Raw genomic sequence first — 21,112 nt, 5'->3', positions numbered from 1 at the left:
AGTAAATTTAAATGAATCAGAAGTATTTAAGCATATTGCAAACAAGCCTTAACTTAAGAATTGAAAAAGGTCAAAAAAATAAGGACTACAGTTTAGATGGTAGCATAGCATCAGTTCAACTGAATTATGAACCAGATGTGTTGGTGAATTTAGAGGATATGGAGGAATGCGATAGAGCTGGGTACGACGGTATTCTTAGTGCAGCATCATATAAAAGAATCGCAGCTACCGATGACAGACAAAAACGCGGTGTATCCTGTTGGGTGAAAGATGTATATTCTGTCGAAAAAATATTTTCAATGACTAATCCACATTTTTTACATGTTATGATCTCCAATGAAGACATGCGTATTAATTTACTTATTATACGTATTCTAATCAGTAGTTCTACTGACGCAGATTTTAAGGACAGATATGCACAATGGATGCGAGTTATGCAGTATGTTGATAACCTTAAGGATAAAAGCAATATTGTATTAGCAGGAGATTTTAACCATGGATATTTTGAAGTTTCAGAAAGGTATTATCGCAAAGCACGTCGATTTTATAACTATCACATTGTATCTGAAGATTTAAAAAGCCGGAATTTGCCAATCGTACCGATTGAAGGATACAGTAAAGATGGTTTCTTGAAAATCGATCACATTGCAACATCGTCAAATGTAAAAGTTATTGATGCCAAGTACGACGATCCATTTGATCACTTGGGAACACAGAGAGAGCGTTCTAAGTATATTGGAATTCCTGATCACTCTGTCATTTTTTCAAAACTTAATTTGTGTAAATATTGAGAATTGAGCTTTGTGCAAGTAAAAATATACATGCAAGAAAGATTTCACATAGGTGATTATATGAATTGGATGAGCGCTAAAAATTTCATTGAAGATATTTTGAAAAACAAATTCAAATACCTATATATGAGAAAAAATTTAAATATTAGCACTATCCATCTGACATTTAAGATGGATAGTAAATCGCACAATTTACAGATGAGCTTACGATTTGAAAAAAAGTGGTGTGATATACTGTGTTTTATATCTCCAACAGTCCTTACTGAAGATAGTAAAGCATATTGGCAAGTATTACAGACAGTAAACTTTCTTAACTGGTATATTAAATCATGGGGACGATTCTACATTGATGATTATAATGATTTAGCATACAGCTTACGTTTAGATTACAATGTTTTAGAAATAATGCCTGATGAATGTGCCAAAGAAATTGAAGCGGCTGTTGATTATTATGCAGATTTATTCAATTCCTTTCTAAAGTTGTGTGAAGGGGAGGAGAGCTATAATAATATAAAAGATTTAATAAAAAATATGTGGAATTAATTGAAAAAATTTCAACTACTTTATTTGGGAGGTTAAATGATTTACGTTGCATCAGATATACATGGCTTTTTAGGTGAATACTATGATTTTATAGACTCAAGTAATTTTTCGGATGATGATGTTTTTTATATCATTGGAGATGTTATTGATAGAGGTCCAGATGGGGTAAGGATTCTTCTGGATATTATGCAAAGACAAAATGTAATTCTTATTAAGGGTAATCACGAGCATATGCTTTTACCAACACTAAAAGAACTTGCTTATAGTGATCCTATATCTCAGAATGAAATTATAATGACTGATATTGCTATATGTCCTATTGGACAAAGAGAAACCCTTACTGAATTTTGCCGTTTAAGTAGGGAAGAACAATATAGAGTGATCGATTATTTAGAGTCATTAAAGTTGTATGAAATAATCTCAGTTAACGATCAGAAATACTTACTTGTTCATGCCGGCCTTCCAGATTTTGAAGAAATGGGAGAGTTGGAAGATATGTGGGATATGGATTTTTTTACAGAAGAGGAACTTTTATTTGGGCAGCACTGGTATGAGGTTAAACATTTTACAGATACGATAGTTATAGTTGGTCACCAACCAACACGCTTTATAGACGGTGCTGAGCCTGATAAGATTTATAGATGCGGTGATTCAATCAATGTTGATTGTGGTTTGGGTTTTGGTGGTCAATTGGGAGTTTTATGCCTAAATACAAATGAAGAATTATATTTTTGAAATGAATAAGCATGTGAACTAGGGGGAACTTATGACAGCGAAAGAGCTTTATGAATTATTAAATAGAATACCTGATCAAACTAATGAAGATATTGTCAAATTGACTAGGTATGCTTTTTACAGTTCCATATTTGAGGATTTAGATGTTTTACATGAACCAGTAGGCAGTGAAGCACAGAAAATTATTGAACTAATTGAAATAGATGAACATGTAAGTTATTTTTTTCATATGTACATGAAGATGAAATATATCAAACCATTTCAACCTTCTCTTGAATGGTGCTTTGAATCCGATACGGAAGAAAGTAGTTGGGACTATCTAAAATCCCAATTAGTTCAATTTTTAAATGAGAAGTGAATGGAAAAATAAACTTCCATACATAGCTTAGTTTATTAATGTGCATCATCAAAATCAATATGTTAAAGTAGAAAATCCGTATAAATGATAATTATAAACAAAACATTAGCATTTTGCTATACCTATGCCTTCTCGAATTAAAAATGAGAAGGTATTTTTGTTGCTCAAAAAAATAAGCGAAACATGGTTTTTATGTTTCAAGAATGGTAAACTCACACCAAAAGATTAGCAGATCAAGACAAGGAGGATTTTGAATGGGAAAAGTTAAAGTTATTGAAGCAAGCAAACAGTCAAGAAGACAACGAAACAGCTTTATTGAAAATCAATTAAGGGTTGCAGCATATTGTAGAGTTAGTACGGATTCAGATGAACAGAAACTGAGTTATCAATCTCAAGTGCTTCATTATAAACAGTTAGTTGAAACAAAACCAGAATGGGAACTCGTAGACATTTATGCCGATGAAGCAATTTCAGGTACACAGATCAATAAACGTGTAGATTTTCAAAGAATGATTAATGATGCCCTAGAAGGCAAAATTGATATGATCATTACAAAATCTATATCTAGATTCGCTAGGAATACTCTGGATACTTTAAAATATGTACGCTTACTAAAGGAAAAGAATGTGGCAATCCTGTTCGAAAAAGAAAACATCAACACATTGACCATGAATGGTGAAATGCTATTGGTTATTTTAAGCTCTTTGGCTCAGCAGGAAAGTGAGTCCATTTCAGCAAATGTAACCATGGGACTTAAGATGAAAATGAAACGTGGTGAAATGGTTGGCTACAATGGCTGCCTAGGCTATGATTATGATTCGGAATCTAAGACAATATCAATAAATGAAGAAGAAGCTGATATTGTAAGGTATATATTTAGAAGGTATATTGAAGGATCGGGCTGCTTTGTCATAGCAAAAGAGCTTTCAAATCTGGGCTATAAAACTAGACGTGGAAGTACAAAGTGGCATGAAAGCACTGTTAGAGGCATTATAAAAAATGAAAAATATAAAGGTGACCTCCTTCAAGGGAAGACATTTACGGTTGATCCAATTACACATAGACGTTTAGATAATATGGGTGAAAAAGAGCAGTTTTATGTAGAAAACAATCACGATGCAATTATTTCAGATGAAATGTTTGAACGAGCTCAAGAAATACTGAGTATGCGAAGTAAGAAGCACGGTAAGAATAATAACTCGAGAAAGTACAGCCGAAAGCATGCCTTTAGTAGTATGTGCACCTGTGGCTTTTGTGGTGGTACGTACATAAGGAGGATTTGGCATCATGGAACAGATCATGAAAAGCCGGCTTGGCAATGTGGCAAAGCAATTAAACAAGGCAGAAAAACCTGTGGTCACTCTAAGGGCATTCATGAGAGTTTTTTAGAAGATGCCTTTGTAAGTGCCTATAATAAGATTCAAGATTTGAATAACACTGATATAGAAGAATTCTTCAATAATATTGAAGAAGCTTTGGATGTGAGTTATCTTAGAAATGAAGTAAATGAATTGTCGTCTAAAATCAAGAAGTTAGAAACGAAATCACAAACGCTCTTGGACCTGCGACTAGATGAAAAAATCACTGAGGCAGATTATGGAAAGAAGTACACTGATATCGAAGAAGAACTTAAAGCGTGTAAGGACGAACGAAATGAAAAGTACGAAGCTCTCCAGGGAGAAGAATCAATAACAACAAGAATCAACGAGTTCAGAAAAATATTGGGTGAAGATTTAGAGATTAAAGAGTTCGACCGTGATATTATGGATAGCTTGATTGAGAAGATTGTAATTGGAGCAACAGATGAAGATGGGAATCCAAATCCTTACGTGGTCACTTTTGTATTCAAAACAGGGATGAAGTTCAATGAAGATTTCTACGAGAAAGTTGCTAATTCATCTGCTATAATTGAAGAAAACAATTTGTCTACTTACGCAACAGACGACAAGCGACTAGCGTGTACCTATGCCCCTAACAAGGCATGTGGAGACTATTGTACGAATACAAAGGAAGGAATCAGCGAAATAGCTGTATTTTCAAGGGCTACAAGTGATTTTAAGTTTATTAAAGATGGACGTGATTTTAGGAATAAATTACCCGTTGGAGAACTTGAAATTATCATTGCAGTGCGCACTTAACTCAATATAGACATGTCAACGTACAGTACCTCTGATTCAGAGGACTTTATGAGAGAGAGCAAAAGAGATAGGATTTGATTAATAATCAGATACCTATCTCTTTTGTTTTTCAGAAAAAACATCAAAATCGAAGGGAGATATGAAGATGAGTAAAGTGATAGCTGTAGCAAGTCAAAAAGGTGGCACTGCAAAAAGTACAACGTGTAGAAACGTAGCGACGATTTTAAAATATATGGGTTACAAGGTGTTGGTTGTGGATTGTGATAACCAAGCGAATTTGACAGATTGTTTTGGTATTGAAAGTCCTGATAAGTTGGATGTGACCCTTTATCATTTAATGGAACGCATTATTATGGATGAGGATTTGCCTGAGAAGGAAGAGTACATTATTAATAGGGAAGGGGTAGATGTACTACCTGCCAGTATCTTGTTATCGGATATTGAAATCAAGTTGGTGTCAGCTATGAGTAGAGAGTATATTCTTAAAGCCATTATTGATGAAATCAAAGAGGATTATGATTATGTGCTACTTGATGCCATGCCTTCTCTTGGTTTAATGACACTGAATGTATTAGCCAGTTGTGATAGTGTATTGATTCCTGCCACACCTGAATATCTATCAGCTAAGGGTCTTGAGTTACTTCTAAAAACCATATTTAAAATCAAGAAACGTATCAATAAAAAGATTGATTTTGAGGGTATTCTACTGACCATGTTTGATGAACGAACCAATCTTGCACAAGAAATGCTAGAAATGATTGAAGCTTCTTATGGAGAGCATATCAAGGTATTTAGAACCAAGATACCTAAGTCAGTAAAGGTTGGTGAAGCCAACGCAAGAAGTAAGAGTATCATTGACTATATGCCTACGAATAAAGCGGCAATTGCTTATGAAAGATTCACAAGAGAGTTGCTGAAAAAAGAGGTGATGTCATTTGAGTAAAGGTGAAGTAAAAAAAGTTCAGCCATTTATGGCGATATTCGGAGAGGATTATAATCCCGAAGCAGAGAATAGGGAAACCCTCAATCAAGACTTGATTAAGATAGAGCAGTTAGTGCCATTTAAGAACCACCCCTTCAAATTGTATGAAGGGGAACGGCTTAATGAAATGGTTGAGAGTATCAGGCAGTTTGGTGTGATAGTGCCGATTGTTGTAAGGAAAAAAAGACTTAAGTTTGAAATCTTAAGTGGGCATAACAGAGTAGAAGCGTGTAAGATACTTGGGTTAAAAGAGATACCTGCTGTTGTGAAGGAAGGATTAACTGAGGAAGAAGCTACATTGATTGTTACAGAAACCAATACAATGCAAAGATCATTTACTGATTTGGTTCATTCGGAAAGGGCAACAGTCATTGCAGTTAGACATGAAGCGATGAAGAAACAAGGGTTTAGAACTGACTTATTGGAAGAGATTGAGAAGTTATCTAAATCACCTAGCTTAGGAGATACAACTTGTTCTCCAATGGCGAACAAGTCAAAAACTTTATCAAAAGTTGGAGAAGAGTTCGGATTAGGTAAAGATAGTGTAGCTCGTTATCTTCGTATAGCCAAACTTCCCGAAGAATTTAAGGAATTAGTAGACGAAGGTAAAATTGCTATCAGAGCAGGTGTTGACCTCTCTTACTTAAGAGAAGAAAGCCTTGATATTGTCCATGCTATTGTTACAGAAGAAAACTTCAAGATTGATATGAAAAGGGCAAGGGACTTACGTGGAGCAGATAAAAAAGCACCACTAACCTTTGATTCAGCTAGTGCCATTATTAAAGGTGAAAAGAAAGAAAAGAATGAGAAATCTAAACCACCTAAGTATTGGGGCAAGGTCTTTGTTAAACATTTTAAGCCTGACCAAGATGAATCAGAAGTTATAAGCATCATTGATAAGGCATTGGCTATGTATTATGAATCATTGAAGGTGGCAGAAGTAGTTGAAGCTAATACAAATGGTGAAGAAATGGAGCTATGAAAGGAGGGACGACTTGAAGCGATATGACAAGGTAAAGGATATTTATGACTATACCCTTTCTGAGATTGTGAAAGACCGTCAAGAATGGATGCAGTTCTTAACCTTCCATGCTAGAGTGTACAAACATACTTTTGATGATGCAGTTCTTATCTATGCTCAAAGACCTGATGATACTTTCGTTGCCGATATGAAAACATGGAATCAGAAAGTAGGGCGTTGGATTAAGAAAGGTGCAAAATCCATAGCTGTCTTTGACAATAGCAAAAGCCTTCCAACTTTAAAGAATTATTTCGACATTAAAGATACTACAGTGAGGGTTGAGAATCGTTTTAGCCATCCTGTATTCTGGCAACTGGACAAAGAAAAAACACCACTTCTTTTGAGTCGGCTGAAAAAGGAGTATCCTATTGATACAGTAGCTGATTATTTGAGACTTGCCACAGAAATGGAACTAGATAAGTGGGAGCAAATGATTTATCGTGGCTTTGAAAGGGACATCCAAACTAGTCAACTATCAAATTTTGACCCAGTAAAGGTTAAAGAACAATTTAGAGTAACACTTACAGAAAGTATTTACTATATGACAGCTATACGATGTGGTATGGAAGTAGAACCTGAGTTTAAGGTGATTAGCTATTTTAGTTCGAAGCCTTTTATCTTTAGGCTAGGGAGTGTGGTCAGTAACATATCGGAATCAATTCTGAGGGATATTGAAAGAGAAATAAAAGCTATTCAAAAAGAAAGGAGTGCAAGTCATGAAACCAGTCGAACTGGATTACAAAATGAATCCACAGGGCTTTCTCGAACCAGTACTAGAAGTAGAGGGGAGCAATCAGGAAATAGGGCAGTACGGCATGAGAGCCATGAATTATCTAAAGGAAGAATATCCTCACAGGTACAGCCTGCTAAGAGGAGAGGGAACGCTGATGGAAATCATGGAGAAAGTCAACGAAGAAGCACAGGGGCGAATGGAAGTGCTACAGGAACAAATGTTGAAAACCGACCCCATTCCCAACCCACAGAACTTTCACGAGAGCTACAAACACAGGGAGATGATAAGAACCTCAGCAGAGGAAATAGTCCTTCACGAAATCATTTACAAAGCGAGGTAACACCAACTAAGGAGTCATCATATGATGGCTCTTTTGTTTTGGCTGATATTTCAGATGATGAGCTGATTAGGTATGAACTTAATCGAGGAAGTGGTTTTCAAAATGGTAAACAGAGAATTGTAGATTTCTTTGCAGGCAAAGCCACAGCAAAAGAAAAGGTTGAATTTCTTAAAAATGAATATGGTACAGGTGGTGGAACGCTTTCTTATAGCATAATCAATGATCCATCTGTTCAGAAATTTGAGACTATAGGTTTTCAAGATCATGACAGTAAAGGTATAAGACTTAGGCTCAATGATGGGCGAAAAATCAAAATAACGTGGTCAAAAGCTGTTAAAGGAATTGAGAGGCTTATTAAAAGTGGTGACTACTTTAAACCACGATATAAAGGTGAAGAACCGCCTACTCCTAAAACTGAAAGGCAACCTACTCTATTTGACGAAGCATATAATCAAGAGCGTATTTTACAAGAAAGTCATGTAGAAGTTAAAACTGATACAGGAGATATTCCAACTCCACTTAATGATGAACAAGAATCTATAGTACTTGGTGATTATGATATTCCTGATGAAATAGATGAAATGAGAGAAGCAGAGTCTAAATCTATTGCCACGAAAAGTATTGATTATGTAGATAAAGAAAAATCAATTTTTCAGAAGAACTATGACTATTTAACCACTCTTGCTACAGGTATCATCAATGGACGCTATAGTTATCTAAAGTTAAAATCTAAGGGTTATATGGACTTAACTATTGAGCGATTAGATTATAATCGAATCGCTATGAGACATTATTTTATCCAGAACGGTGACCAGATGTATGACCCTAATATGGAACTCATAATAGATCATGAAAGAGAAATCATTATGGCGGCAACCTTTCAGCAAGACAGCTTAGGGATTTATCAAGAGGTCTATTTGGAAGATAACAAATGGTCACCTCAGTTAAGTGAAAAGCTTAATGATTTTCTAAGCACATGGTTAGGCAATATTGAATCTCAAGGATATATGCCAGTAGAAGCACATTTACTAGATTACAACAATGAAAGCATTACCTTTGATAGTGATGGTAAGGAAAGTTTATGGCAGGAAGAACTCTTTGAAGTAATGGCAGCAGAAGGGGAAATAAAAGAGCCTTATAATACGGGTGAAGATGTTAAGATTGCTAAGAGTTATAAAGCTACTGAAACAGATTTAGTTACCACTAATGATATACCAGAGGATGAAGTAAGTGAAGAAAAAGAATCACATGGAAATGTTGGTTTTCTAAGTAACCCTAATGAGCATTTAAAAGTGATACAACATGTACCTGATTTAAATGATGAGAAGGAACGAATCCAAGAATATATTTTGAGTAGTACCGATTCAGATGATGAAAAGGTTCAGTCTGTAAAAGACATACTCATGAAAAAGACCATTACTTTTGAGCTAGAAGATGAAAACTACATGTTCAAAACCACAACCAATAATCTTCTAGTAGCTAAACTTGAGAACGGCACATATAGCACTTATGGTTACCTTTGGGATGCAGCTTATAAGCATATTGAAACAATGGTTTATAACAACACATTTTTGATGAACAGTGAGATCAGTGAAGATATAGAAATTGCAGAAACAGGCACTCAAAGAAAATCAGATAAGGAAGTTGTTATTGAACCCCAAAATGAAGAGACCCCTTCATCAATTGAATCATCAAATGATCTTGAGGGCAAAGTAGAGACAGTGACTAAAATCAATTATAGCTACAAATCCGAAGATGGCATTGGTATTGGTGGTGCAAAGACTAAGTATAAACAGAATATTGAAGCCATTAAAACATTGAAGGTTATTGAAGAAGAAAATAGACTGGCTACTGCTGAGGAGCAAAGTATTTTAGCTAAATACAGTGGATGGGGTGGACTTGCCAGTGCTTTTGATAGCCACAGTAGTTCATGGGCAAATGAGTACCAAGAGTTAAAGAAACTATTATCGCCAGAAGAATATAATAGTGCCAGAGAATCTACACCAAATGCCCATTACACGTCTCCCGTAGTTATCAAAGCCATGTATCATGCCTTAGATCAGTTGGGCTTTACTGGTGGCAGTATCCTAGAGCCTAGTATGGGTGTAGGCAATTTCTTCTCTCATTTACCTGAGAACATGACAGATTCTAAACTCTATGGGGTAGAGCTAGATGATCTATCAGGTCGAATAGCAAAGCAACTTTATCAAAATGCCAACATCACCATTAATGGTTATGAAAAAGCAAATATGAAGGATAACTTCTTCGACGTAGCTGTTGGTAATATTCCCTTTGGAAACTATAAGATTTATGACAGGCAGTACAACAAACATAATTTTCTCATTCACGATTACTTCATTGCAAAAACCCTTGATAAAGTCAGACCTAATGGGGTCATTGCTCTTGTTACATCTAAAGGCACATTAGATAAAGCAGATGATCGTGTAAGAAAGTACATTGCAGAAAGGGCAGAACTACTAGGTGCTATTCGTTTACCTAATACAGCCTTTAAAGAAGTGGCTGGAACAGATGTAACAACGGATATTATATTCTTACAAAAGCGTGAGCGGTTATCGGTAAAGAATCCAAGTTGGCTTAAGGTAGGAGAGAATGAAAATGGCGTACCTATGAATCAATACTTCCTAGACAACCCTCATATGTGTTTAGGTGAGATGATTTTTGATACAAGGATGTATGGTGAAGACAGTCGTTATACTACCTGTATGATTCAGGATGATACCTTTAACCTTGAAGAAGGATTAAATGGGGCTATTAGGTCTATTGAGGGGGAGGTAAAGCCTTATGTAAGAGAAGTCCGTGAAGATGAAGAAGAAGACGGTTTAATACCTGCTAATCCTAATGTAAAGAATTACACCTATGCATACTTGGATAATGTCCTTTATTACCGTGAAAACAGCCATATGAGAAAGCTAGACATCACAGGTAAGAAGTTAGAACGTATTAAAGGGATGATTGAGTTAAGAGAGATTACAAGGGACATCATCAATATGCAAGTAGAAGGCTGTACCCTTGATGCTCTTAAAGAGAAACAAGAAATCCTTAATTCAAAGTATGATGCTTTTGTGAAAAAGAATGGTGCAATATCTTCTAAGACCAATATGCAAGCCTTTCGAGAAGACAATGATTATCCCCTTCTATGTTCGCTAGAGGTCATGGATGAAGATAAGAAAATCACAAAGGCAGATATCTTTACCAAGCAAACCATCAAGCCTAATCAAAAGGTCACATCTGTTGATACTGCAAGAGATGCTTTATCAGTGTCATTAAATGAAAAAGGGGAAATTGACCTGATCTATATGGTAGAACTTTATGATGAGGATGTAGAGGACATTATTCATGAACTTAATGGAGAAATCTTTTTAAATCCTGTTAGGTACGATGAGAACAATCCCTATATTGGCTATGAAACATACGATGAATACTTATCAGGTAATGTCAGAGAAAAACTGAAATTTGCTAAAGTCTATGCAGAGATAAATCCTGAGTTGTTTGCAATCAATGTGACTGCATTAGAGAAGGTGCAACCTAAAGACCTAGATGCCAGTGAGATAGACGTAAGACTTGGCACTACATGGATTGACAATCAAGATTATGAACAGTTTATCTATGAACTTCTTAAAACCCCTAATTACTATAAGAACAGAACAGGTGCAAGGGATGAAATTTGTTTATCCTATAATAATTACAACACCTCTTACACCATCAATGGTAAAGGGCTAGATGGACATTCTGTATCCGCCAAAGAAACCTTTGGCACAAGGCGTATGAATGCTTATTATATAATTGAAGATACTTTAAACCTTAAAAATGTAACGGTGAAAGATAGAGTAGAAGAAGGGGACAAAGTAAAATATATCTTAAATAAAAAAGAGACCATGCTTGCAAGAGAAAAGCAAAGCCTTGTAAAACAAGCTTTTAAAGATTGGATATTCAAAGACCCTGAACGTCGTAAGAAGTATGTAGATTTCTATAATCAAAACTTTAATAACATAAGACTAAGGGAATACGATGGTAGTCATTTAACCTTCCCTGAAATGAATCCTGATATTAAGCTAAGACCTCATCAAGTCAACGCTATTGCGAGAACCATTTATGGTGGCAATACTTTACTAGCACATGTGGTGGGGGCGGGGAAGACCTTTGAGATGATTGCCTCTTGTATGGAACAGAAACGTATGGGGATACTTAAAAAAGCTATCTTCGTTGTCCCTAATCATATCACACAGGATTTTGGTTCAGAGTTTTTAAGGCTTTATCCTAACGCCAATGTACTAGTGACCACTAAGAAGGATTTTGAGAAGAAAAACAGGCAACGGTTTGTATCAAGAATTGCTACAGGTAGCTATGATGCCATTGTTATCGGTCATAGTCAATTCGAGAGAATCCCTGTATCCATTGAACGACAAGAGCATATGATACACAAACAGATCAATGACCTGATTCATGGTATTGATCAGTCCAAGTCAGAAAAAGGTCAGAACTGGTCAGTAAAACAGATGGAATCAGAAAAGAAAAAGTTAGAAGTTGAACTTAAGCGTTTACATGATACTCCAAAGGATAATGTGATTAACTTTGAGGAGTTAGGTGTGGACGCTATTTATTTGGATGAAGCTCATTATTACAAGAACTGTGCAGTTTTTTCTAAGATGCGTAATGTAGGTGGTGTAGGGCAATCAAAAGCTAAGAAAGCTAGTGATATGCTTATGAAGACTCAATACATTCAAGAGGTTAACGGTGGCGAAAAAGGCGTAGTATTTGCTACAGGTACACCTATTAGCAACTCCATGACAGAGTTATTCGTTATGCAACGCTACCTTCAAAATAAGGAACTGGAAAGCCGAGGATTAAAGCACTTTGATAGTTGGGCAGCACAGTTTGGTGAAGTAGTATCAGCTCTAGAACTTGCACCTGAAGGAACAGGTTATCGTATTAAGAATCGATTTGCTAAGTTTACTAATTTACCTGAACTTATGACCATGTTTAAGAATGTGGCAGACATACAAACAGCAGACATGTTGAATCTTCCAGTACCTAAATTAAAGGGTGGTAAGTCCAAGGTGATAGTAGCTGAGAGTAATGATTACATTGATGAAATGATGGCTTCTTTTGCAGAAAGAGCAGAACATATAAGGGGTGGTATAGACCCAAGAATAGACAATATGCTAAAGGTGACCAATGAAGCAAGGCTTCTAGGACTTGATCCAAGAACCCTTGATCCTGACGCACCAAATGACCCTGATTCAAAAGTTAATCGCTGTATAGAAGCAGTCTATCAAGAATACATGGAAAGCAGTGAAGTAAAAGGAACACAGATTATCTTCTCTGATACAGGAACGCCTACAAATGATGGGCGTTTTTCAGTATATCCCTATATTAAAGAAGAACTGATTAAGAAAGGGATTCCTGCTGAGGAAATCTGTTTTATCCATGATGCAAAGAGTGACCATCAAAGGGAAAGTCTATTTGCTGATATGCGTAGTGGTCATAAGCGAATCATTATCGGTTCAACGCCTAAAATGGGAACAGGAACAAATATACAGTCGAAACTTGTGGCTCTGCATCACCTTGATTGCCCTTGGCGTCCCGCAGACTTGGAGCAACGAGAAGGTCGTATTTTACGTCAGGGAAATGAAAATGAGGAAGTTAACATTTATAAGTATGTAACCAAATCCACTTTTGATTCTTACCTCTGGCAGCTTGTGGAGAATAAGCAGAGGTTTATATCCCAGATCATGACTTCTAAATCTGTATCCAGAAGTGCTGAGGATATTGATGAAACAGTATTGTCCTATGCTGAGGTAAAAGCTATTGCTACAGGTAATCCGCTGATTAAAGAAAAGATGGAAGTGGATAATGAAGTTTCTAGATTAACTCTTTTAAAAGGTGCTTATGATAGTAACAAGTATTCTCTTGAAGATCGGTTTTTCTATCGGTATCCACAAGAAATCAAAAGACATGAAGAAGCCATTGAATGTATTGTAAAGGATACTGAGAAAAGGGATATGGATACATCCACAGAGTTCAAAGTAACCATTGAAGGTAAAGTCTTTCATGAAAGAGAAAAGGCAGGTACATACATGTTAGCACTTCTTAATGGCATGAAAGATGGTGAGACGCGTACTGTTGGTAATCTAAAAGGCTTTGAGTTATCCATTACCAAGAGTCCTTTTCATATGGAACAGGGCATGACTTTACATGGTAATAAGACTTACTTTATTGGATTTTCTGATAGTCCTCATGGCAACATGATTAAGTTAGAAAATACTCTTGAAGCCTTTGAAAAGAGAATTGAAAAGCATGAAATGACCATTGAGGAATTGACACGTAATATGAATCAGGCAAAAGAAGAATGGGAAAAGCCATTTGCTCATCAATCAACACTGGAACGCATACTGAAACGTCAAAATGAATTGAACCATTTATTGGATATGAATAAGGAAGCTGATACGATTATAGGTGATGAAGATGTAAATGAAGTAGCTTCGATAGTAGAGGAGTATAGCGATGGTGAAGCATTGTAGGTGATGGTTAGATTATTGAAAGGAGCGATTAAGATGATGGATGATAAAAAAGTAACCGTGATGGATGCCATTGATTATTTAACTGGGCCATCACCAGATGAAAGAGAAATAATCAAAGATATTGTAGCATTAGTTGGTATTCGGTCATTTCTGTTAAGTTTAGAGCATTACGATTTATCAGAACCGGTTATGACAAAGTTAACAGACCTTAGAAACATTGCAGAAGAATTTGTACTGAATATGGTTACTGAACAAAAGGGAAAGGGTGGTGGAAGTGGCTAAAAGAATAGAGTGTTCAGAAGTTTTTTATAAGAGTCTCAGGGACTTAACAGGGATTTCTATTACAAAGATTAAGCGTTATTCTAAAGAGCATAATCCCTTTAATATCCTTGAACACCCAATGGTTATTGAACCAAGTGAAAGACAGCTTAAAAAAATTAATATGCTAAATGAATTTATAGCTTCTTATGGCGTACTAAAACTCCAAAAAAATCAGGAACGTATAAGGTTCACAACACCTAGTCAAGCAGGCGCATACTTTTCATCGCTACTACAAGGCATGAAGGATAGAGAACGCTTTATAGTAGCTTTTTTAGATAATAGTAACAGTATCATAGAAACAAGGATTGTTTCAGAGGGGACTATTGATATGGCTATTGTTAAGCCAAGGGATATTTTGAAAATTGCAGTGACTAATGATTGTACGGGTATGATTTTATCTCATAACCATCCAGGTACATCATTGAAATTCTCATGTGAGGATATTAGTGTGACTCAAAGAATCGTTGACGTGTTCGATCCGCTAGATATAAGGGTCATAGACCATATTCTTATTGGTGGAAACAATTACGCATCAATGGCTAATCAAGGGTGTCTACCAAAGCATGTATTAAATCAATCAAACTATGAACCTATTCATCTTCAATCTGTTTGTGAAGAAAACCTTGTGACAATAGATGATGAAGATGAGTTGGAACTGTAAGGTGGTGAGTCATGTATAAAGAAAAGCGATTTACCGATGAACAGATTAGAGAAGCCAGTAGCATTAACATTGTTGCTTTAGCCAGTAGCAGAGGATACGATGTTAAAAAAGTGACACCTAGATCTTATAAGATTCCCCATTTTGGTGGACTATACATCAAAGCAGATGGTAGCAAGTGGAACTGGTTTTCTCATGGAAAAGGTGGCGGTGCCATACAATTTCTTATGGAGCTAGAGGGTAAAACATGGGTTGAGTCTGTTAAAGAATTATTAGGCATTACCCATGATGAACTGCCTTTTATTGAACCACCACCAAAGGATATTGATGAGAAAGGCGAACTCATACCACCAAAGAAAAATAGCACCTATAAACATATATTTGCCTACCTCATTAAAACAAGAAAGATAGATAGTGCTGTTGTCCAAGAATTTGTGAAGAATAAGCAACTGTATGAAGATGAAAGAAAGAATTGTGTCTTTGTAGGTTACGATAAAGAGAAACAACCACGATTTATCAGCCTTAGAGGGACAGGTAGTAAGAAGTTCAGAAAAGACTTATGGGGTTCAGATAAAACTTACCCCTTTCATAAAAAGGGCAGTAATGATACGCTTGTTGTCTTTGAAAGTGCTATTGATCTAATGAGTTATTTAACTTTAATCAAGCTTCATAATGTGAGTCCTATTAAACACCATATGCTATCAATGGGTGGCACATCCTATTTGCCCATTGATTATTACAAAAGTAAATATCCAAACATCAAGAAGATGATCCTCTGTCTAGACAATGACGAAGAGGGTCATTTTTTTTCACAACAAATTAGAGAACAATATGGTGATCGATTTTGCATCACAAAACATGTACCTGAGAATAAGGATTTCAATGAAGATTTAGTACAGTTTCATGAAAATAAAGTGTCTGACAAGAAGCAAGATTTAGAACAAGGGAAAGGCGAAGAAATAGCTATGTGAAAGGAGGACTAAGATGGGTGTTATAAAAGATTTATGGGAAAAGCTACGTTATCGAAAGAGCTTAAAGGAACTAGCATGTAATGAACTTAATAAAATGCAGTACGGCGAAGTTATGGAAGGCTTAAGGGCAGGACTTGCTGTATCCCAAGTGAAAATGTATGCTCATGATATTTTAAATGACAAGCAAATGAAAGAGATTAGAACAGGCATGGAAAGTGGACTAAGCAAGCTACAGGTTGCACTTTATGCCAATAAGCCTACACTAACCCACATGCAGATGAAGGAGGTTCGTCTAGGACTTGAGGGGAATCTTAGCAATGCTCAAGTTGAAATGTATGCCAAGCCAACTTTATTGCCAGAGCAGATGATGGAAATACGAAAAGGCTTTGAACTTGGACTAAATAAAAAGCAGGTGGAGTTTCTTATCAATCAGTCTTATTTAACGCCACAACAAATGCGGGAGGTACGAATTGGACTGGAGAATGAATTGCCCCTCGATTTACTAACTAAGTGTATCAAACAAGATAATGGAAGAGTTAGGGGAGCTAAGGAGATAGAAGGCATAAGAAAGGTCTATGAAGAAGGCAAAGCAGAGATATCGAGAAAAAATATTGAATCCTTAAAAAAAAACCTCTTCAAGAAAATAACTGATGAAAAGAAAAATAGTCAGCCTGTTGAGAAGAGTATTGATAAAGAAACAGATGAAGTTAGTATAACTAAAAAGCCGCAAACACCAGAAGGTCAGAACCAAGAGGTTTACAAACAGCATTACCAAGCGATGATGCAACAATACCCTTCAGAAGAATATGTTGCGGGACAAGAGGAAGGCGTAGAAATGTAAATTATTGTGGTGATTTCTAGACATTAAAGCCCCCACTCATCTATTCTTAGAGTAGAAAAGGAGGGGGTGAACATGCCTATTTTTAATGAAAAGAAAGTTGATGTTTTGGATGTTATATGTGATTTTGCACAGGTTTTAAAAGATGTAACAAAGCAAGAGATGATAGAGCATAATACAGACTATATCGAAAAAGTTACATCCTTAAATGAAAAGAAAGAACGTTATCGTGTGATCATGGAGGAGTGTCCAATAGAGCGGAGAAAAGTGATACAAGGCTACATTGTGGATATGATGGATAAACACAGTGATGAAGGCGATCATTTCTACTTGCGTGGATATAGGGACTGTATTGCATTATTACATCGATTGAACCTATTTAAATAGTATTGCTTCATTTGCTTATTTTGAGAAAAAGGAGAGGTGTGTATGTCAGGTTACATAAATGATGTAATGGATATTATGGATGCTTTGTGTCAACTCACTCAGTCAATGAAGGATTCAACAAGAGCAAATATGCTAGAAAGAATTCCTCATTATGCAGAATTAGTTGCTTCGTTAGAAGAACGAGAAGAGCAATTTTTTAAGGCATTGGACGAGTGTTCTAAGGAACAAAGCCAGTGTATAAGAGATTATATGATGGACTTAAGGGATGTGCAGGAACTTGAGGGTGATTTCTTTTATATGAGAGGGTATAGTGATTGTGTTATTTTGATGTATCGGTTGAATTTGTTGAAGTAGAAATGCTAGAAGTGTGATTAGATAGCATTGTTAAATCAACATGTTGATGGTATTATTAGGTAAATGCTATGTGAAGGGAGGACATTATGGATCATTCAGAATATAAGATGGTCTTAGAGCAAGAACCTTTAATAATATTGGATGCTAATGTTTTATTGGAATTGTATAGGGTTTCTGAATATGCCTGTAACGGATTAATTGAAAAGATTGAGAATGTATTGAGCTTTATCTGGCTTCCTAGTCAAGTGAGGGATGAATATCATAGAAATTATAGACACATACAATCAAAGATGGATAAGAGGTTTGTAGAACTTAGTAAGGGGTTTGATAAATCAATTACTGAATTTAAAAAATCTGCTAAGGATGATATAAAAAGTGTTATCAATGGATTGAAAAGATATAGTTATAAAGAAGATGATGTTAAAGAACTTATTGATTTTGAATCAGAATTTGAAGTTGAGCTTCGAAAGATTGTTGATTTAGGAAAGAACTTTGATAGTAAGTTATCCAAGTTGCAGACTAAGGATATGATAGAAAAACAAAAAAATGCGGTTGATAATCTAGTTAAAAAGTTTAATTATGGTTTGCCTTTGACATTGGAGAGAAAACTTCAAATAGCTAGAGAAGGGGAACTGAGATATAAGTATAAGATTCCCCCTGGATTTAAGGATGAAGAAACTAAGGACCATAGAGATGGATTAGATAAATTTGGGGATTTGTTTCTATGGAAAGAAGTATTAGAATATGCTTCAAAAGCGGATAATGATAATGTTATTTTAGTTACTAATGATGCAAAAGAGGATTGGAAAATAAAGAAAAATGGGAGTAAGTTTAGACCAGAGTTGTATAGAGAATTTAACGATTATTGTCCTGATAAACAAATTCATTTTATGAATTTATCAGACTTTTACTCTCTAAGTGAACATGTTGATAATCTTATAAAGCTAGAGATTAACGCAGATACCTATGTAAGGAATCATTTATTTGGTGAAATACAGGAAGAAATCCAAGATAAATTATTTGGATATTTTATTGAACATGATTTTACCGATATGCATGATGACTATTATAGGAACAATAATGGTGATGCTGAGCGATTAGATGACTTAAAATTAGAAGAAGTTAAAGTGATTGTTGATGAATTGGAAGTAGAATATGCTCTATCAGTTTCATTACCTGCTATTTCATATGTTTCTTATGAGGATAATGAAGGCATGGTTTTTTCGCTTGGAGATATAAGTGCTGATGTTGTTGCTAGAGTTATAGTGACATTTGATTTAAAGGATGGCAAGCGAGTTAATAGTAGTAGATCAATAGAATTGGAAGATTTTGAATTGCAGAATATTTACTCGAGGGACTTATATGATGTTTATGCTGATGATGAAAGCACTGCACATGCTGAGCAAATGGAAGCTCTCGAAGAGTATTATAATCATTAATATCTTTTCAATACCCCATCCAAACCGCAGTCCTCAGAAGGCTTTGCCTTCCTGCGGGCAAGCTTCCACTTTGTTAAACAAAGTTGCTTGCTGGGGATATCCCCAGTCCCCTTAAGATTGGGCGTTGCCCAAACACACAAATATTTCCTACCATAACTAGACTTCTAGTAAGGTTAAGAATTAAAATGGTCTTAATCATACTTAGGGAGGGAAAGTGATGCGTGGTTTTGTAAGTGAAGAGTTATTCTATGAAAGCTTAGAACAGTTCTCTACTGAATATAGAGAAGAAGTTTTAAAGAAATTATGGGAACATAGTGTAGAATACTCCAATTTACGTAAAGAATTTGGACAGCTACACGACAAGATAGAAACCCTATCAAAGAAATTGCAGAAGCCAGAGCAGAATTTAATAGAACAATTTATTGAAATCTATTCTGCTCTTATCATACTAGAAGGCAATCAAATCTATTTACAGGGTCAAGTTGATGGCATGAGAATCATGAAAAAATTAAATGAATAAAAACAATGAATGCTAGTGGTTATTATACTGCTAGTTTTTTGTATTTAAAGGAGAGTGATGACCATAAGAAAAGAACGATTTATAGGATTAAGAGTAACCGATACGGAGCATCGGCAGATTGAAAGAAAAGCCAAGAAAGCAAAAATGAATATGAGCCAGTATGTATCCCTCCAAGCCCTTGAGAGGGATATTATTATTTATGAGGGCTTAAAGGAGCATACCCATCAACTATCAAAGTTAGGGACGAACTTAAATCAAGCTCTGATTTTGGCACATCAAGGCAAACTTAATACCATTGATATTCAGCCCATCAAAAAGGAGATACATGAGATATGGCAATTATTGAATTCATTAACGGAAGGAATAAAACGTATACAGGATTAAGAAGAGCCATTGATTATATTCTTCGTGATGATAAAACAGCCTTTAGTTTATACGGCGGTTTTAACTGTGATGTTGATAATGCCCTCAATGAGTTTGTTATGACTAAAAGGCATTATAACAAGGAAACAGGGAGACAATATATCCACTTTGTTCAGTCCTTTTCTAACCGTGAAGGCATATCACCAGAAACTGCTAAAGCCATTGCTGATGAGCTACTGTTAATGGATAAATTCAAAGGCTTTCAGATGGTTTATGCGACACATACAGATAAGCCACATCTTCATACTCATTTTATTCTTAACACGGTCAACAGCTATACAGGTATGAAGTGGAAAATGAGTAAAGAAGATTTACAGGAGCTTAAGGATTATTCAGATGAAATCTGTAGACGCTATGGCTTGATTGTAACTCACGGTAAGAAAGGCAGCCATATCGATCGTGGTGAATATCGTACTATGGAAAAGGGACACAGTTGGAAACATGAACTGTTCTTAGCTGTGAGTGAAGCTAAAAGGTATGCTATTTCAAGGGAAGATTTTATTGATAAACTGAAACAGCTAGGTTACCAAACAGAATGGTCAGATAATAGAAAGTATATTACCTTTACCAACATAGATGGGAAAAAGTGTAGAAATAGAAAACTGTATCCACCAGAGAGGTTTACTAAAGAAGCCCTCGAACAACGCTTTGAATTAAATGCTGTCAAGTTAGACAAGCAAGTATCAAAGGCAAAGTTCGAGGGCTTATTATCTGCCATAAAACTTTTTGAAACAGATGGTGGAATGGGTATGGATCACAAAAATACCTATCCCTTAAGTCAGATGGAAAATGCAGCAGGGGCAGATGATATTTTAAATGCTAAGCAAAATACAGGACTTAACTGGGAAAAAGAAAGTGGGCATGAGATGTAAGGGAGGTGGCGATTATAGGCATTACATTTACCAATGATAATTGCAAATGCGATAACTGTATGTATTTGCTACATAAGATGAAAAGAAAAGATGAGGAGGGGAATCAGCATATCAAATATTATTGCATGATTAGAAAATGCGTGAAA

The 21,112-nt window shown here is 35.7% G+C and carries 18 protein-coding genes; all 18 read left to right on the top strand.

Annotated elements, in window-relative coordinates; translation table 11 throughout:
- The first annotated feature begins 11 nt into the window (after positions 1–11).
- The 18 genes from F8154_RS04020 (at position 12) to F8154_RS03930 (ending at position 20,966) form a co-directional block, all read left to right on the top strand.
- The gene (locus F8154_RS04020) at positions 12–791 is read left to right on the top strand and encodes an endonuclease/exonuclease/phosphatase family protein (RefSeq protein WP_151860312.1); all 780 of its coding nucleotides are present in this window, start codon (positions 12–14) and stop codon (positions 789–791) included.
- Between the two features lie 198 nt (positions 792–989).
- Positions 990–1,334 carry a hypothetical protein gene (locus F8154_RS04015; protein ID WP_192930151.1) on the top strand — a complete coding sequence of 115 codons (345 nt, stop codon included), beginning with the start codon at positions 990–992 and terminating at the stop codon, positions 1,332–1,334.
- 36 nt (positions 1,335–1,370) lie between these two features.
- A complete protein-coding gene (locus tag F8154_RS04010; protein ID WP_151860310.1) occupies positions 1,371–2,069 on the top strand; it encodes a metallophosphoesterase in 699 nt (232 codons plus the stop codon).
- A gap of 31 nt (positions 2,070–2,100) precedes the next feature.
- A complete protein-coding gene (locus tag F8154_RS04005) occupies positions 2,101–2,427 on the top strand; it encodes a hypothetical protein (protein WP_151860309.1) in 327 nt (108 codons plus the stop codon).
- Positions 2,428–2,681: 254 nt separating this feature from the next.
- The gene (locus F8154_RS04000) at positions 2,682–4,565 is read left to right on the top strand and encodes a recombinase family protein (RefSeq protein WP_151860308.1); all 1,884 of its coding nucleotides are present in this window, start codon (positions 2,682–2,684) and stop codon (positions 4,563–4,565) included.
- Between the two features lie 145 nt (positions 4,566–4,710).
- Positions 4,711–5,508, top strand: coding sequence for a ParA family protein (locus tag F8154_RS03995; protein WP_151860307.1), 798 nt, complete (start codon positions 4,711–4,713; stop codon positions 5,506–5,508).
- Positions 5,501–6,529, top strand: coding sequence for a ParB N-terminal domain-containing protein (locus F8154_RS03990; protein ID WP_151860306.1), 1,029 nt, complete (start codon positions 5,501–5,503; stop codon positions 6,527–6,529). The genes F8154_RS03995 and F8154_RS03990 overlap by 8 nt, the downstream gene beginning before the upstream one ends.
- Positions 6,492–14,183, top strand: coding sequence for a DUF6908 domain-containing protein (locus F8154_RS03980; protein ID WP_243141156.1), 7,692 nt, complete (start codon positions 6,492–6,494; stop codon positions 14,181–14,183). Before F8154_RS03990 ends, F8154_RS03980 begins: the two co-directional genes overlap by 38 nt.
- A gap of 33 nt (positions 14,184–14,216) precedes the next feature.
- A complete protein-coding gene (locus tag F8154_RS03975; RefSeq protein ID WP_151860304.1) occupies positions 14,217–14,465 on the top strand; it encodes a hypothetical protein in 249 nt (82 codons plus the stop codon).
- Positions 14,458–15,165, top strand: coding sequence for a JAB domain-containing protein (locus tag F8154_RS03970; RefSeq protein ID WP_151860303.1), 708 nt, complete (start codon positions 14,458–14,460; stop codon positions 15,163–15,165). The genes F8154_RS03975 and F8154_RS03970 overlap by 8 nt, the downstream gene beginning before the upstream one ends.
- Positions 15,166–15,176: 11 nt before the next feature.
- Positions 15,177–16,133, top strand: coding sequence for a DUF3991 and toprim domain-containing protein (locus tag F8154_RS03965; protein WP_151860302.1), 957 nt, complete (start codon positions 15,177–15,179; stop codon positions 16,131–16,133).
- Positions 16,134–16,146: 13 nt separating this feature from the next.
- On the top strand, positions 16,147–16,974 hold the full coding sequence (locus F8154_RS03960) for a hypothetical protein (protein WP_151860301.1): 828 nt from the start codon (positions 16,147–16,149) through the stop codon (positions 16,972–16,974).
- A 66-nt stretch (positions 16,975–17,040) separates the two neighbouring features.
- The gene (locus F8154_RS03955; RefSeq protein WP_151860300.1) at positions 17,041–17,358 is read left to right on the top strand and encodes a hypothetical protein; all 318 of its coding nucleotides are present in this window, start codon (positions 17,041–17,043) and stop codon (positions 17,356–17,358) included.
- A 42-nt stretch (positions 17,359–17,400) separates the two neighbouring features.
- Complete coding sequence (locus tag F8154_RS03950; protein WP_151860299.1) at positions 17,401–17,712, top strand: hypothetical protein; 312 nt, start codon at positions 17,401–17,403, stop codon at positions 17,710–17,712.
- A gap of 86 nt (positions 17,713–17,798) precedes the next feature.
- Positions 17,799–19,151: a PIN-like domain-containing protein gene (locus F8154_RS03945; protein WP_151860298.1), complete on the top strand. Its 1,353-nt coding sequence runs from the start codon at positions 17,799–17,801 to the stop codon at positions 19,149–19,151.
- A gap of 217 nt (positions 19,152–19,368) precedes the next feature.
- The gene (locus F8154_RS03940) at positions 19,369–19,671 is read left to right on the top strand and encodes a hypothetical protein (protein WP_151860297.1); all 303 of its coding nucleotides are present in this window, start codon (positions 19,369–19,371) and stop codon (positions 19,669–19,671) included.
- Between the two features lie 57 nt (positions 19,672–19,728).
- Positions 19,729–20,055, top strand: a complete 327-nt coding sequence (locus F8154_RS03935) for a plasmid mobilization protein (RefSeq protein WP_243141163.1) — start codon at positions 19,729–19,731, stop codon at positions 20,053–20,055.
- A complete protein-coding gene (locus F8154_RS03930) occupies positions 20,004–20,966 on the top strand; it encodes a relaxase/mobilization nuclease domain-containing protein (protein ID WP_151860295.1) in 963 nt (320 codons plus the stop codon). The genes F8154_RS03935 and F8154_RS03930 overlap by 52 nt, the downstream gene beginning before the upstream one ends.
- Positions 20,967–21,112 lie beyond the last annotated feature (146 nt).

Origin of the sequence: Alkaliphilus pronyensis (genome assembly GCF_009017275.1) — a bacterium.
GTDB lineage: Bacteria > Bacillota > Clostridia > Peptostreptococcales > Natronincolaceae > Alkaliphilus_C > Alkaliphilus_C pronyensis.
Note: the sequence above shows the minus strand (reverse complement) of the source record. Positions and strands in the feature narration are given on the sequence as shown.

Bases quoted from the DNA above. Each gene is read 5' to 3' on its own strand.
- F8154_RS04005 (WP_151860309.1), top strand. From the start codon at position 2,101: ATGACAGCGAAAGAGCTTTATGAATTATTAAATAGAATACCTGATCAA.
- F8154_RS03930 (WP_151860295.1), top strand. From the start codon at position 20,004: ATGGCAATTATTGAATTCATTAACGGAAGGAATAAAACGTATACAGGA.
- F8154_RS03975 (WP_151860304.1), top strand. From the start codon at position 14,217: ATGATGGATGATAAAAAAGTAACCGTGATGGATGCCATTGATTATTTA.
- F8154_RS03945 (WP_151860298.1), top strand. From the start codon at position 17,799: ATGGATCATTCAGAATATAAGATGGTCTTAGAGCAAGAACCTTTAATA.
- F8154_RS03940 (WP_151860297.1), top strand. From the start codon at position 19,369: ATGCGTGGTTTTGTAAGTGAAGAGTTATTCTATGAAAGCTTAGAACAG.
- F8154_RS03960 (WP_151860301.1), top strand. From the start codon at position 16,147: ATGGGTGTTATAAAAGATTTATGGGAAAAGCTACGTTATCGAAAGAGC.
- F8154_RS04020 (WP_151860312.1), top strand. From the start codon at position 12: ATGAATCAGAAGTATTTAAGCATATTGCAAACAAGCCTTAACTTAAGA.
- F8154_RS03995 (WP_151860307.1), top strand. From the start codon at position 4,711: ATGAGTAAAGTGATAGCTGTAGCAAGTCAAAAAGGTGGCACTGCAAAA.
- F8154_RS03935 (WP_243141163.1), top strand. From the start codon at position 19,729: ATGACCATAAGAAAAGAACGATTTATAGGATTAAGAGTAACCGATACG.
- F8154_RS03965 (WP_151860302.1), top strand. From the start codon at position 15,177: ATGTATAAAGAAAAGCGATTTACCGATGAACAGATTAGAGAAGCCAGT.
- F8154_RS03950 (WP_151860299.1), top strand. From the start codon at position 17,401: ATGTCAGGTTACATAAATGATGTAATGGATATTATGGATGCTTTGTGT.
- F8154_RS04010 (WP_151860310.1), top strand. From the start codon at position 1,371: ATGATTTACGTTGCATCAGATATACATGGCTTTTTAGGTGAATACTAT.
- F8154_RS04000 (WP_151860308.1), top strand. From the start codon at position 2,682: ATGGGAAAAGTTAAAGTTATTGAAGCAAGCAAACAGTCAAGAAGACAA.
- F8154_RS04015 (WP_192930151.1), top strand. From the start codon at position 990: ATGAGCTTACGATTTGAAAAAAAGTGGTGTGATATACTGTGTTTTATA.